General features: G+C 62.2%; 14 protein-coding genes. 11 read left to right on the plus strand and 3 right to left on the minus strand.

From position 1 onward, the window contains the following. Window positions 1-4 precede the first annotated feature (4 nt). The 5 genes from ACEN84_RS29115 (at window position 5) to ACEN84_RS29135 (ending at window position 4885) form a co-directional block, all read left to right on the plus strand. Complete coding sequence (locus ACEN84_RS29115) at window positions 5-1075, plus strand: ABC transporter ATP-binding protein (protein WP_112711962.1); 1071 nt, start codon at window positions 5-7, stop codon at window positions 1073-1075. A gap of 2 nt (window positions 1076-1077) precedes the next feature. After that, window positions 1078-1944, plus strand: a complete 867-nt coding sequence (locus tag ACEN84_RS29120; RefSeq protein ID WP_112711964.1) for a carbohydrate ABC transporter permease — start codon at window positions 1078-1080, stop codon at window positions 1942-1944. 14 nt (window positions 1945-1958) lie between these two features. Continuing rightward, complete coding sequence (locus ACEN84_RS29125) at window positions 1959-2786, plus strand: carbohydrate ABC transporter permease (RefSeq protein WP_413711492.1); 828 nt, start codon at window positions 1959-1961, stop codon at window positions 2784-2786. A 13-nt stretch (window positions 2787-2799) separates the two neighbouring features. Further along, window positions 2800-3081: a DUF2160 domain-containing protein gene (locus ACEN84_RS29130; protein ID WP_112711968.1), complete on the plus strand. Its 282-nt coding sequence runs from the start codon at window positions 2800-2802 to the stop codon at window positions 3079-3081. Between the two features lie 79 nt (window positions 3082-3160). Further along, window positions 3161-4885 (plus strand): ABC transporter substrate-binding protein, encoded by a 1725-nt coding sequence (locus ACEN84_RS29135; RefSeq protein WP_413711493.1) that lies wholly within the window; start codon window positions 3161-3163, stop codon window positions 4883-4885. A 47-nt stretch (window positions 4886-4932) separates the two neighbouring features. Here ACEN84_RS29135 and ACEN84_RS29140 read toward each other — a convergent pair whose 3' ends face one another. Further along, window positions 4933-5568, minus strand: coding sequence for a GntR family transcriptional regulator (locus ACEN84_RS29140; protein WP_413711494.1), 636 nt, complete (start codon window positions 5566-5568; stop codon window positions 4933-4935). Next, window positions 5561-5743, minus strand: a complete 183-nt coding sequence (locus ACEN84_RS29145; protein WP_413711495.1) for a hypothetical protein — start codon at window positions 5741-5743, stop codon at window positions 5561-5563. The genes ACEN84_RS29140 and ACEN84_RS29145 overlap by 8 nt, the downstream gene beginning before the upstream one ends. Here ACEN84_RS29145 and ACEN84_RS29150 point away from each other — a divergent pair. The 6 genes from ACEN84_RS29150 (at window position 5742) to ACEN84_RS29175 (ending at window position 12247) form a co-directional block, all read left to right on the plus strand. Further along, on the plus strand, window positions 5742-7166 hold the full coding sequence (locus tag ACEN84_RS29150) for a M20 family metallopeptidase (RefSeq protein WP_413711496.1): 1425 nt from the start codon (window positions 5742-5744) through the stop codon (window positions 7164-7166). The genes ACEN84_RS29145 and ACEN84_RS29150 overlap by 2 nt on opposite strands. Further along, window positions 7163-7882 (plus strand): ABC transporter permease subunit, encoded by a 720-nt coding sequence (locus ACEN84_RS29155; protein ID WP_130283832.1) that lies wholly within the window; start codon window positions 7163-7165, stop codon window positions 7880-7882. The genes ACEN84_RS29150 and ACEN84_RS29155 overlap by 4 nt, the downstream gene beginning before the upstream one ends. After that, window positions 7882-8622 (plus strand): ABC transporter permease, encoded by a 741-nt coding sequence (locus ACEN84_RS29160; protein ID WP_413711497.1) that lies wholly within the window; start codon window positions 7882-7884, stop codon window positions 8620-8622. Before ACEN84_RS29155 ends, ACEN84_RS29160 begins: the two co-directional genes overlap by 1 nt. Then, on the plus strand, window positions 8619-9383 hold the full coding sequence (locus ACEN84_RS29165; protein ID WP_413711498.1) for an ABC transporter ATP-binding protein: 765 nt from the start codon (window positions 8619-8621) through the stop codon (window positions 9381-9383). Before ACEN84_RS29160 ends, ACEN84_RS29165 begins: the two co-directional genes overlap by 4 nt. Before the next feature lie 34 nt (window positions 9384-9417). Next, window positions 9418-10275, plus strand: a complete 858-nt coding sequence (locus tag ACEN84_RS29170) for a transporter substrate-binding domain-containing protein (protein WP_112711982.1) — start codon at window positions 9418-9420, stop codon at window positions 10273-10275. Window positions 10276-10525: 250 nt separating this feature from the next. Further along, entirely contained in the window at window positions 10526-12247 is a 1722-nt protein-coding gene (locus ACEN84_RS29175) for an ABC transporter ATP-binding protein (protein ID WP_413711499.1), read from the plus strand. A gap of 18 nt (window positions 12248-12265) precedes the next feature. On the opposite strand, the gene ACEN84_RS29180 is transcribed toward ACEN84_RS29175, so the two are convergent. Further along, window positions 12266-13180: an AraC family transcriptional regulator gene (locus tag ACEN84_RS29180; RefSeq protein ID WP_413711500.1), complete on the minus strand. Its 915-nt coding sequence runs from the start codon at window positions 13178-13180 to the stop codon at window positions 12266-12268. Window positions 13181-13184 lie beyond the last annotated feature (4 nt).

Below are 13184 nucleotides of genomic sequence, written 5' to 3' on the forward strand. Positions count from 1 at the left end.
TCACATGGCACGCATCACGCTCGACCATATCCGCCACGCCTACGGCCCCAATCCGCAGTCGGAGAAGGACTATTCGCTGAAGGAAGTCGATCACGAATGGGCCGATGGTGGCGCCTATGCGCTACTCGGCCCGTCCGGCTGCGGAAAGACCACGCTTCTCAACATCATATCAGGACTTCTTCAGCCATCGCATGGCCGCATCCTGTTCGACGGCAAGGATGTCACCGATCTCTCGACACAGGCGCGCAACATCGCGCAGGTGTTCCAGTTTCCCGTGATCTACGACACGATGACCGTCTACGACAATCTGGCCTTCCCGCTGCGCAACCGCGGCGTCGCCGAGCCTGAAGTCGACAGGCGCGTTCGCGAGATCCTCGAGATGATCGACCTCTCCGACTGGGCAAAGCGCAAGGCGCAGCGGCTGACGGCCGACCAGAAGCAGAAGATCTCGCTCGGCCGCGGCCTCGTTCGCAACGATGTCAACGCCATCCTCTTCGACGAGCCGTTGACCGTCATCGACCCGCATATGAAATGGGTGCTGCGCTCGCAGCTGAAGCGGCTGCACAAGCAGTTCGGCTTCACCATGGTCTATGTCACGCATGACCAGACGGAGGCGCTCACCTTCGCCGAAAAGGTCGTCGTCATGTATGACGGCGAGATCGTGCAGATCGGCACGCCGGCCGAGCTCTTCGAGCGGCCAAGCCACACATTCGTCGGCTATTTCATCGGTTCGCCCGGTATGAACGTCATGCCCGCCAAGGTCTCAGGAAACGTCGTCAATGTCGGGCAGGAAGCGATCAGCCTCGACTACGCGCCAAATACGTCAGGCGCAGCCAAGGTCGAGCTCGGCATCCGCCCTGAGTTCATCCGGCTCGGGCGCGAGGGCATGCCGGTCTCGATCTCCAAGGTCGAGGATATCGGCCGCCAGAAGATCGTGCGCGCCCGTTTCGCCGATCAGCCGCTGGCGATCGTCGTCCCGGAGGATGCGGAAATTCCTGAAGATGCGCGGGTTCGTTTCGATCCCGCGGCGATCAGCATCTACGCCAATTCCTGGCGCGTCGGCAGGGAGGGCTGAACATGGAAAAGACCTGGAACAACAAAGCCTGGTTTCTGGTTCTGCCGGTGCTGGTGCTCGTCGCCTTCTCGGCCGTCATCCCGCTGATGACCGTCGTCAACTACTCGGTGCAGGATACGTTCGGGAACAACGAGTTCTTCTGGGCCGGCACCGACTGGTTCGTGCAGACGCTGGAATCGGACCGCTTCTGGGAAGCGCTGCAGCGGAACCTCGCCTTCTCGCTGATCATCCTGGCGATCGAGATCCCGCTCGGCATCTTCATCGCGCTGAACATGCCGAAGAAGGGTCTGGGCGTTCCCGTCTGCCTCGTGTTGATGTCGCTGCCGCTGCTCATTCCGTGGAATGTCGTCGGCACCATCTGGCAGGTCTTCGGCCGCGTCGATATCGGCCTGCTCGGCCATACGCTGGAAGCGATCGGCCTCGATTACAATTACGTCCGTGACCCCGTCGATGCCTGGATCACCGTCATCGTCATGGATGTCTGGCACTGGACGAGCCTCGTCGTGCTGCTCTGCTATGCCGGTCTCGTCTCGATCCCGGATGCCTATTACCAGGCCGCCAAGATCGACGGCGCCTCGCGCTGGTCCGTCTTCCGCTACATCCAGCTGCCGAAGATGAAACGGGTACTGCTGATCGCCGTACTGCTGCGCTTCATGGACAGCTTCATGATCTACACCGAACCCTTTGTCGTTACAGGCGGCGGTCCCGGCAATTCGACGACCTTCCTGTCGATCGACCTCGTGAAGATGGCAGTCGGCCAGTTCGATCTCGGCCCGGCTGCGGCGATGTCGATCATCTACTTCCTGATCATTCTGCTGCTGTCATGGATCTTCTACACGGTCATGACCAGCAGCGACGCCAACAGCTGAGAAAGGAGAGGACCATGGCTCAGACAATGAAATACAAGCCCGCCGGAAACTTCTCCTGGGTGGTTTCGGCGCTTTACATCGTCTTCCTGCTGCTGCCGATCTACTGGCTCGTCAACATGAGCTTCAAGGAGAATTCGGAGATCACCGGCGCCTTTTCGCTCTGGCCGCAGAATCCGACACTCGCGAACTACACGGTCATCTTCACCGACCCGTCCTGGTATAACGGCTATATCAACTCGATCATTTATGTCGTTATGAACACGGTGATTTCGGTTCTGGCGGCCCTGCCTGCCGCCTATGCCTTCTCGCGCTACCGATTCCTCGGCGACAAGCATCTGTTCTTCTGGCTTCTGACCAACCGCATGGCGCCGCCCGCGGTCTTCGCGCTGCCCTTCTTCCAGCTCTATTCGGCCTTCGGGCTGATCGACACGCATATCGCGGTGGCGCTGGCGCATTGCCTGTTCAACGTGCCGCTGGCGGTCTGGATCCTCGAAGGCTTCATGTCCGGCGTGCCGAAGGAAATCGACGAGACGGCCTATATCGACGGCTATTCCTTCCCGCGCTTCTTCGTGAAGATCTTCATGCCGCTGATTGCCAGCGGCGTCGGCGTCGCCGCCTTCTTCTGCTTCATGTTCTCGTGGGTGGAGCTGCTGCTGGCCCGCACGCTGACGACGACGGCCGCCAAGCCGATCTCGGCGATCATGACGCGCACCGTTTCGGCAGCGGGCATGGACTGGGGCGTGCTGGCTGCGGCCGGCGTGCTGACCATCGTGCCCGGCGCCCTCGTCATCTATTTCGTCCGCAACTACATCGCCAAGGGCTTTGCCCTGGGCCGCGTCTGAGGAGGAGACGACCATGACCTTTTCCTGGATGGCCTGGACGCTGCCGACGGCGCTGTTCTTCCTGACGATCCTGATGCTGCTCGTCGGCATGAGCGTCTGGGAATATTTCGTGCCCGGCGGCTCGCCGCGCACCGGCCTGCTGCGCTTCGAGACGACGCGCGGCGACCGTCTCTTCATTTCGCTGCTCGGGGCAGCGTTCATTCATCTGGCATGGCTGGGTCTTGTCGGACCCGGCCTGTGGTGGGCTCTTGGCATCTCCGTGATCTACGCCATCGGCGTGTTCCGATACGTGTGATGCCAAGGTGAGACAGATGGCCGGGGGTACTGGCCGCCTGAGACGTGAAGACTGCAATCGCAAACCCTGGGAGGATATTATGCGACGGCATCTACTAGCGACGACAGCAGGCATTTTGCTGGCAATGACGGGCTCTGCCTATGCCGGCATGGACGAGGCGAAGACCTTCCTCGACAAGGAGATCGGCGATCTATCGTCGCTCCCGCGCGCCGACCAGGAAAAGGAAATGCAGTGGTTCATCGACGCTGCAAAGCCCTTCTCCGGGATGGACATCAAGGTCGTTTCCGAAACCCTGACGACCCACGAATATGAATCCAAGGTTCTGGCGCCCGCCTTCACGGCGATCACCGGCATCAAGATTACCCACGACCTGATCGGCGAAGGCGATGTCGTCGAAAAGCTGCAGACGCAGATGCAGTCGGGCGAGAACATCTACGACGCCTATGTCAACGACTCGGATCTGATCGGCACGCATTGGCGCTATCAGCAGGCCCGTTCGCTAACCGACTGGATGGCGAACGAAGGCAAGGACGTCACCAATCCCGGTCTCGACATCGACGACTTCATCGGCACCAAGTTCACGACCGCGCCGGACAAGAAGCTCTATCAGCTTCCCGACCAGCAGTTCGCGAACCTCTATTGGTTCCGCTACGACTGGTTCAACGACGAGAAGAACAAGGCCGACTTCAAGGCGAAGTACGGCTACGATCTCGGCGTCCCGGTCAACTGGTCGGCCTATGAGGATATCGCCGAATTCTTCACCGGCCGCGACATCGGCGGCAAGAAGGTCTTCGGCCACATGGACTACGGCAAGAAGGACCCGTCGCTCGGCTGGCGCTTCACCGACGCTTGGCTGTCGATGGCCGGCAACGGCGACAAGGGCCTCCCGAACGGCCTTCCGGTCGACGAATGGGGCATCAAGGTCGACGAGAACTCCCGTCCCGTCGGCTCGTGCGTCGCTCGCGGCGGCGATACCAACGGCCCGGCCGCCGTCTACTCGATCCAGAAATATCTGGATTGGTTGAAGGCCTATGCCCCGCCGGCAGCGCAGGGCATGAACTTCTCCGAATCCGGCCCGGTTCCGGCGCAGGGCGAAGTGGCTCAGCAGATCTTCTGGTACACGGCTTTCACGGCTGATGCCGTCAAGCCGGGTCTGCCCGTCGTCAACGAGGACGGCACGCCGAAATGGCGCATGGCGCCCTCACCGCACGGCGTCTACTGGAAGGACGGCATGAAGCTCGGCTATCAGGACGTCGGTTCCTGGACGCTGATGAAGTCGACCCCTGACGACCGCGCCAAGGCCGCATGGCTCTACGCGCAGTTCGTGACGTCGAAGACCGTGGACGTGAAGAAGAGCCATGTCGGGCTCACCTTCATCCGCGAGTCGACCATTCGCGACAAGAGCTTCACGGAGCGCGCTCCCAAGCTCGGCGGCCTGATCGAGTTCTATCGCTCGCCCGCCCGCGTCCAGTGGTCGCCGACCGGCACCAACGTTCCTGACTATCCGAAGCTCGCACAGCTCTGGTGGCAGGCCGTCGGTGACGCCTCTTCCGGTGCAAAGACCGCGCAGGAAGCCATGGACTCGCTTTGCTCCGAGCAGGAAAAGGTGCTGCAGCGCCTCGAACGCGCCAAGGTTCAGGGTGACATCGGACCGAAGCTCGCCGAGGAGCACGATCTCGAATACTGGAACAAGGATGCCGTCGCCAAGGGCAACCTCGCTCCGCAGCTGAAGATCGAGAACGAGAAGGAAAAGCCGGTCACGGTCAATTACGACGAGCTCGTCAAGAGCTGGCAGTCCAACTGATCATGACCGTGCGGGCCGGGGGAGACGAGGCTCCCGGCCCGCTTTCATCAACGCTGCAGGATGTGCTGGCGGACCAACTCCTTCAGCTTTTCGACATTTCCGGCCGCGATCGCATCGATCATCTGATGATGCTCGCGGCCTGATTGTTCGACCCGGGCGCGCGTGCGCCATTGCGAGACTGGTGCTGAAGACGTTCTCTGCCGGATCTCGGTGATGAGGTCGACGAGTTCGATATTGCCGCCGAGCGTCAGCAGCTGGCGGTGAAAGGCCAGATTGGCTTCGTAGAGCTCCAGCATCGTTCCGTTCAGCACCATCAGATCGAAGTGATCGGCAAGCTTCGTGAGCTTTGCGATCTCGTCGGCCGCGGCGTTCGAAACGATCGTTGCCGCGATCGCGGTTTCCAGGATGATGCGGATTTCGCTGACTTCCTGGGCGCGGCGGCCATCCGGCTCATAGACGTGGTAGCCGCGGTTTGGGACATGCTCGACAAGGCGCTTCTGCGCCAGACGGTCAAGCGCGCGGCGCACTTCCGGGCGCGTGCACTTATAGCGGCGCTCGAGATCGATCTGCTTCAGCCAGGTGCCGGGCAAGAGAACGCCGGCCAGAATATCCTGCAGGATGAAGTCCGTCACGTCGCGCGCGCTGGCCGATTCCGGCTCTTCTTCGATCACGACGTCAGCCATTTCCAATCCCCTTTTTCATCACCGATAACACGCCTGTTTCAAATTCTGTAGGCGTGGCAACCGTTTGAGTTCGTCCAAAATTTATTGATACCCATGGATTGCGCAAAGATTTTTTGTAACCTAAATTGGCGCCAATTTTGGATACTATGCGAAACGAAGCCGTTTTGAAAGCCATGAAAAACACCGAAGCCGTCTGGGACATCGTCGAAGCCAAGAGCGAAGCTTTCGCCGCATTGAGCGATCGCATCTGGGATATGCCGGAGACGAATTACGAAGAGTATCGCTCCGCCGAAGAGCATGCCCGCCAGCTGGAAGCCGAGGGCTTCAGGGTCGAGCGCGGCATTGCCGGCCTGCCGACGGCTGTGATGGGTGAAGCCGGCGAAGACGGCCCGGTCATTGCCATTCTCGGCGAATTCGACGCCCTGCCCGGCCTGAGCCAGGTTGCCGGCCTCGCGGAAAAGCGCGAAGCCTCCACGAATGGCAACGGCCATGGCTGCGGGCACAACATGCTCGGCGCCGGATCGATGCTGGCGGCTTCCGCCGTCAAGGATTTCCTCGCCGAGAACGGCCTGAAGGGCCGCATCCGCTATTACGGCTGCCCGGCCGAAGAAGGTGGTTCGTCGAAGGGCTTCATGGTACGCGCCGGCGTCTTTGATGACGTCGATATCGCCATCTGCTGGCATCCGGCAGCCTTTGCCGGCGTCAACAATCCGGTCTCGCTCGCCTGCAACGAGCTGAACTTCCATTTCAGCGGCCGCGCTTCGCATGCCTCCGCCACCCCGCATCTCGGACGCAGCGCGCTTGATGCCGTCGAGCTGATGAATGTCGGCGTCAACTATATGCGCGAGCATATGCCGTCGAGCGCGCGCATCCACTATGCCGTGACCGATACCGGCGGCTCGGCTCCGAATGTCGTGCAGGCCAAGGCAACGGTGCGCTACCTCGTGCGCGCCCGCAACCTCCCCGAACTGCTGTCGCTGGTCGCCCGCGTCAAGAAGGTTGCCGAGGGTGCTGCGCTGATGACCGAGACCACGGTGCGCAGCGAAGTGATCAGCGGCGACGCCAATCTCGTCGGCAACGTGCCGCTCGAGGACCTGATGTTTGCCAATCTCCAGCGCCTCGGCGCGCCCGTCTTCGACGATGCCGACCGCGAGACGGCCCGCAAGTTCCAGGCGACGATGAGCCCCGAGGATATCGCCTCCTCCTATGCCCGCTTCGGCCTGAAGCCGAAGAAGGACCAGCCGCTCTGCGAGGAAATCTTCCCGCTTTATGCCGGCGACAGCTCCATCGTCGGCTCCACCGATGTCGGCAGCGTCAGCTGGGTGGTTCCGACCGTCCAGATGCGCGGCGCCACCTATGCGATCGGCACGCCCGGCCATTCCTGGCAGCTCGTTGCCCAGGGCAAACTTCCGGCTGCCCACAAGGGCACGGAACACGCGGCGAAGGTGATGGCGAGCACCGCCATCGACCTGATCCGCAATCCCGATCTCATCGAGGCGGCCAAGGCGGACCTGAAGGGCCGCCTCGATGGGACGCCCTTCGTCAACCCGATCCCTGACGACGTGCAGCCACCGCTTCCCGAGAGGCAGGCATCATGAACCAGCCGGGCATCCTCGAGCTTATCAGCTTCGGCCCCGACGGATGGGGCAAGGCGCTGCTTGCAGGCGCGTGGATGACCGTTCTGATCGCGCTCGCAGGCTATTCGACCGGCGCCGTGATCGGTTCCTTCGGCGCATGGGCGAAAATATCGGGTGGCCGCGGCCTGAAGATCGCGGCAGATACCTATACGACAGTCCTTCGCGGCATCCCGGATCTGCTCGTCATCTACCTCTTCTATTTCGGCGGCAGCGCTGCCGTCACCGCGATCGGCAAGCTGTTCGGCGCCGAGGGCTTTCTCGGTTTTCCGGGCTTTCTGGCCGGTTCGCTCGCCGTCGGCGTCACCTCCGGCGCCCAGTTCACCGAAGTCTTCCGCGGCGCCTTCAAGGCGGTCCATCCCGGTGAAATCGAAGCGGCGATCGCCTGCGGCATGGGCCGCGCCCTGCGCTTCCGCCGCATCGTCGCGCCGTTGACGCTGCGCCATGCGCTCCCCGGCCTCGGCAACGTCTGGCAGGTCGTCCTGAAGGAATCCGCCCTCGTTTCCATCACCGGCGTCGCCGAGTTGCTGCGCCAGACGCAGATCGCCGCCGGCTCGACCGGCCTGCCCTTCGATTTCTACGTTATCGCCGGGGCGATCTACCTCGTCATCTCCACCGGCTCCGGCCTGTTTCTGCGGCGTGCCGAAAAGCACTTTTCGCGTGGCGTGAGGAGAGGCTGATGGACTGGCAATTTCTGTTTGAGACCTTCGTCAGCCTGGTTTCAGCCATTCCGCTGACCCTCGAGCTTGCTGCCACCTCGATTGCGCTCGGCGCCGTCCTGGCGCTGGCCATCGCCCTCTGCCGCCTTTCCGGCAACAAGGCGCTCGAGTGGTTCGCCCGAAGCTATGTCTTCGTCTTCCGCGGCACGCCGCTGCTTGTCCAGATCTTCCTGCTCTATTACGGCCTCGGCCAATTCCCGGCCGTCCGCCACAGCATCTTCTGGCCGTTTCTGCGCGAGCCCTATTGGTGCGCCGTGCTGGCGCTGACCATGAATACCGCCGCCTATGCCAGCGAAATCATCCGCGGCGGCCTGCTTTCGGTTCCCTTCGGCCAGATCGAAGCGGCCCGCGCCTGCGGCATGCCACGGCTGATGCAATTCCGCCGCATCGTGCTGCCGCTCGCGGTTCGCCAGGCCCTGCCCGGCTACAGCAACGAGATGATCTCGATGGTCAAGGCCACCTCGCTCGCCTCGATCATCACGCTGATGGAAGTCACCGGCGTCGCCGCCCGCATCATCTCGGAATCCTACCGGGCGATCGAAGTCTTCATCGTTGCCGGAGCCATCTATCTGGCGATCAACTTCCTGCTGACCCGCCTCGTCCATCTCGTCGAATACTGGCTGAGCCCGCATCTGCGCCAGCCCGTTCCCTATCATCCGGCAGTGAAAGCTGCACCCGCACTTGAAGGAGACGCCCGATGACCGCGGCAACCGCTCTCAGCGTCAAGAACCTGCACAAGAGCTTCGGCAATGTCGAAGTGCTGAAGGGCATTTCGCTCGATGCCCACGAGGGCGACGTCGTCTCGATCCTCGGCTCGTCCGGCTCCGGCAAGTCAACCTTCCTGCGCTGCATCAATCTCCTGGAGACGCCGAATTCCGGCGAAGTGACGGTGGCCGGCGAAACGATCCGCATGCTGCCCGACGCCAAGGGCGGCAGCCGTCCGGCCGACCGCAAGCAGGTCGACCGCATACGCTCGCAGCTCGGCATGGTGTTCCAGAGCTTTAATCTCTGGTCCCATAAGACCGTGCTCGAAAACGTCATCGAGGCGCCCGTTCACGTGCAGGGGCGCAACCGCGCCGAATGCATCGAAGAAGCCGAGGCGCTGCTTGCCAAGGTCGGTATCGCAGAGAAGCGCAATTTCTACCCGGCCCACCTTTCCGGCGGCCAGCAGCAGCGCGCCGCGATTGCCCGTGCGCTCGCCATGCGCCCGAAGGTGATGCTGTTCGACGAGCCGACCTCGGCGCTCGACCCGGAACTCGTCGGCGAAGTGCTGCGCGTCATGCGCGCGCTCGCCGAAGAAGGCCGCACGATGCTGGTCGTCACCCACGAGATGGGCTTTGCCCGCGACGTCTCCAGCCGCGTCGTCTTCCTGCATCAGGGCGTCGTCGAGGAAGACGGCCGCCCGCAGGACGTCTTTGCCAATTCGCGCTCGGAACGCTTCCGGCAGTTCATCAGCAAATAATCTCTCAGCCCAAACCAAGAAAAGGGGAGCTAAAATGACAATTCTTTCGCGGGTTCTGACCGCAGCAGCCACAACGGCGGTTATTGCTACCGCAGGCATCGCCCATGCCGACGACAAGAAGTGGACGACGGTGACGATCGCCACCGAAGGTGCGTTCAAGCCTTACAACTTCACCAAGCCGGACGGCACGCTTGACGGCTACGAGATCGAGCTCACCAAGTATCTGTGCGCCCACATGAAGGTCGAGTGCAAGGTCGTCGTCCAGAACTTCGACGGCATGATCCCGGGCCTGAATGCCGGCAAGTTCGACGCCATCATCTCCGGCATGTCGGCGACCGCCAAGCGCGAGGAAGTGATCGCCTTCAGCGATTCCTACGGCTCCACCGGCCAGGCTTTCGCCACCTCGAAGGAAAGCGATCTGGCAGGCCTGCCTGAAAAGGGCCAGGTCTTCTCGCTCGCCAGCGACGAGGCTGGTGCCGCCGCCGAGATCGACAAGATCAAGCCGGCGCTGCAGGGCAAGACCATCGGTGTGCAGACCGCTTCCACCGCCGCCGCCTTCGTCGACAAGTACCTGAAGGGCGTCGTCGAGGTTCGCGAGTACAAGACCACCGAAGAACATGACCTCGACCTCAAGGCCGGCCGTGTCGATTTGGTGATGGCCTCGATGGCCTATCTCACCACCGCTTCGCAGAAGCCGGGCAACGAGGACATGACGACGACCGGTCCGCGCTTCCAGGGCGGCTTCCTCGGTCGCGGCAGCTCGGTCGGCCTGCGCAAGGACGACACCGAACTGAAGGCGATGTTCAACGAAGCAATCGCCGCCGCCAAGGCAGACGGCACGATCAAGACGCTGTCGGAAAAGTGGTTCGGCTTCGACGTTACCCCGAAGTGAGGCACTGACGCTTTGCATTCTCAGAGCCCGGCGGCGCGCAGCCTCGCCGGGCTTTCTTGTTTTCAGCACAATCTATAGTGACAGCGCGATGCTGTCATACTATAAGTCCCTGCAGCGACTCATGAAGGAGGATCGTCACGATGCGAAATCTCGGCACAACACAACGCTGAACAGCGGTGCCGATTGGGCTCGTCTGTTCGGCCCGCTTCCCATCCTACGATCCTGACAGATATTGCCCTGGAGGGCACTCATGTTTCGTCGCTTCTTCTCCTACTATGCGCGTTACAAGCGCTTGTTTTTCCTTGATTTCGGCTGCGCCGTCATTGCCGGCCTCCTGGAACTCGGCTTTCCGCTTGCCGTCAAACTCTTCGTCGACGAGCTGCTTCCCGGCCGTGACTGGGGGCTGATCGCCGCCGTCGCGGCTGCACTGCTCGCTGTCTATGCCGTCAACACCGGCCTGATGGCTGTGGTCAACTATTGGGGTCATGCGCTCGGCATCTCGATCGAGTCGGACATGCGCCGCCAAGCCTTCGACCACATCCAGAAGCTGTCATTCAGCTATTTCGACAACAACAAGACCGGTCATCTGATCACCCACGTCACCAAGGATCTCGAAGAGGTGGGCGAAGTCGCCCATCACGGTCCCGAAGACGTGTTCATCGCCATCATGACCTTCATCGGCGCCTTCATCCTGATGTTCACGGTGCATTGGAAGCTGGCGCTGCTGACGACGACGATCGTTCCGTTCATGACCTGGCTGGTCAGCCGCTACGGCGCCAAGATGACGGTCACCTGGCGCAACCTCTTCCGCAAGGTCGGCGACTTCAACACCCGCGTTCAGGAAAGCGTCGGCGGCATCCGCGTCGTCAAGGCCTTCGGCAACGAAGGCTATGAGAGCGAGCTCTTCGCCCTCAATAACGAAGGCTACCGCGAGACCAAGCTCAGCGCCTATCGCTATATGACGGCGAGTATTGCGCTCAGCTATCTCAGCACCCGGCTGGTGCAGCTGGTCATCATGGTTGCCGGCACCTTCTACGTCGTCAATGGCGAGCTGACCTATGGCGGCTTCGTCGGGTTCCTGCTGCTCGTCAACGTCTTCTTCCACCCGATCGACAAGATCACCTCAGTGCTCGAAATGTATCCGAAGGGGATTGCCGGCTTTAAGCGCTTCATCTCGCTGATCGACACCGAGCCGGATCTCGCCGACCGTCCGGATGCCGTCGCCGTTAGGTCGCTGCACGGCGATATCGCCTACAAGGACGTCTCCTTCGGCTATTCCGATCACGGCAAGGTGCTGGACAAGCTGAACCTGACGATCTCTGCAGGCGAGACCGTCGCCTTCGTCGGTCCGTCGGGCGCCGGCAAGACGACCATCTGCTCGCTACTGCCGCGCTTCTACGATGTCACATCGGGCGCCATCACCATCGATGGCATCGATATCCGCGACATGACGCAGGCCTCGCTGCGCAGCCAGATCGGCATCGTGCAGCAGGATGTTTTCCTGTTCGGCTCGACCATCCGCGAGAATATCGCCTATGGCCGTCTCGGCGCATCGGATGCGGACATCATGGAAGCACTCAGGCGCTCGTCGCTCGACGAGTTCGTCCGTTCGCTTCCCGCGGGTCTCGATACGCCGACCGGCGAGCGTGGCGTCAAGCTCTCGGGCGGCCAGAAGCAGCGCCTGGCAATCGCCCGTATATTCCTGAAGAACCCGCCGATCCTGATCCTCGACGAGGCGACCTCGGCGCTCGATACGGCAACGGAATATGCGATCCAGCAGGCGCTTTCGGAACTGTCGGAAGGACGCACGACGCTCGTCGTCGCCCACCGCCTGGCCACCATCCGCAACGCCGACCGGATCGTGGTGATGGGTCCCCGCGGCATCGAGGAGCAAGGCACGCATGCCGAACTTCTTGCCCGCAATGGCGCCTATTCCCGCTTGCACAACGCCCAGTTCGGCGCCGTCGCCTGACGAAAAGCCCGGCGCGCTTCAGACCATCTGCTGCCTGAAGCGCGCCGGCGGCACTCCACGCCTTGCCTTGAATGCCTTGCCGAAGGCCGCCTCCGAGTCATAGCCGACCTCGGCGGCGATATCGGCGACTGTTCGGCGGGTGCGGATCAGCAGGTCGCTGGCGAGCGTCATCCTGAGATCGGTCACGAAGCCCGCCACCGTCATCCCCGACGTTTCCTTGAACTGTCTGGCATAGGTGGCGCGTGACATGGCGCTGAGCGAGGCCAGCCGGTCGATCGTCCAATCCTCCGCCGGGTTCGCGATCACAGCCTTCAATGCCCGCGAGAAACGCGGATTGGCGATCAGCGCCAGGAGACCCGCGGTGCCGAGCGCGGCCGTATTCTGCGCTCTGAGTGCCATCGTCAGCAGCGCCAGGCAGATCGCCGTCGCGATCGTCAGCGCGCCGGCTTCCTGATGCATCGCCTCGTCGCGCAGGATGCCGACCAGCAGCTTCAGCGTCTCCTCCGATTGCGCTCCGGCAAGCGAGGCATGAAAGACATCGGGCAAGGTATCGAGCAGCAGCGACGACGACCCGGTAGCCGAATCGAAATGCCCGCAAAGCAGATCCACATCGGGCGCTCCCTCCCCGTTCTCGCGCACCGGCAGCATGCCGTCATGTGTCAACCGCACCGGGCGCGGCCCGGCACCGCCCTCCCGGCCGACAATCAGATGCGCCTCGCCGCGCGGCAGCATGAGGAAATCCCCTGCGGTCAGCTCAACCACCCGCCGGTCGGGAAGCCGCAGGCGGCAGTTGCCGGACAGGACCACATGAAACGGGATGACGCCACGGCCGGCCGGTTCGTGGTCGATCTCGAAGGCGCCTTCGAGGCGGCAGCGGATGTCCAGGCTGGTGCGAAGCCCGGCAAGGTCGATAAGGCGGCTGAGAATATCCATGAGA

Origin of the sequence: Rhizobium sp. Rhizsp82, assembly GCF_047325115.1 — a bacterium.
Classification (GTDB): Bacteria; Pseudomonadota; Alphaproteobacteria; order Rhizobiales; family Rhizobiaceae; genus Rhizobium.

Coding starts and splice junctions, on each gene's coding strand:
- ACEN84_RS29115 (WP_112711962.1), top strand. CDS start 5: ATGGCACGCATCACGCTCGACCATATCCGCCACGCCTACGGCCCCAAT.
- ACEN84_RS29120 (WP_112711964.1), top strand. CDS start 1,078: ATGGAAAAGACCTGGAACAACAAAGCCTGGTTTCTGGTTCTGCCGGTG.
- ACEN84_RS29125 (WP_413711492.1), top strand. CDS start 1,959: ATGGCTCAGACAATGAAATACAAGCCCGCCGGAAACTTCTCCTGGGTG.
- ACEN84_RS29130 (WP_112711968.1), top strand. CDS start 2,800: ATGACCTTTTCCTGGATGGCCTGGACGCTGCCGACGGCGCTGTTCTTC.
- ACEN84_RS29135 (WP_413711493.1), top strand. CDS start 3,161: ATGCGACGGCATCTACTAGCGACGACAGCAGGCATTTTGCTGGCAATG.
- ACEN84_RS29140 (WP_413711494.1), bottom strand. CDS start 5,568: ATGGCTGACGTCGTGATCGAAGAAGAGCCGGAATCGGCCAGCGCGCGC.
- ACEN84_RS29150 (WP_413711496.1), top strand. CDS start 5,742: ATGAAAAACACCGAAGCCGTCTGGGACATCGTCGAAGCCAAGAGCGAA.
- ACEN84_RS29145 (WP_413711495.1), bottom strand. CDS start 5,743: ATGGCTTTCAAAACGGCTTCGTTTCGCATAGTATCCAAAATTGGCGCC.
- ACEN84_RS29155 (WP_130283832.1), top strand. CDS start 7,163: ATGAACCAGCCGGGCATCCTCGAGCTTATCAGCTTCGGCCCCGACGGA.
- ACEN84_RS29160 (WP_413711497.1), top strand. CDS start 7,882: ATGGACTGGCAATTTCTGTTTGAGACCTTCGTCAGCCTGGTTTCAGCC.
- ACEN84_RS29165 (WP_413711498.1), top strand. CDS start 8,619: ATGACCGCGGCAACCGCTCTCAGCGTCAAGAACCTGCACAAGAGCTTC.
- ACEN84_RS29170 (WP_112711982.1), top strand. CDS start 9,418: ATGACAATTCTTTCGCGGGTTCTGACCGCAGCAGCCACAACGGCGGTT.
- ACEN84_RS29175 (WP_413711499.1), top strand. CDS start 10,526: ATGTTTCGTCGCTTCTTCTCCTACTATGCGCGTTACAAGCGCTTGTTT.
- ACEN84_RS29180 (WP_413711500.1), bottom strand. CDS start 13,180: ATGGATATTCTCAGCCGCCTTATCGACCTTGCCGGGCTTCGCACCAGC.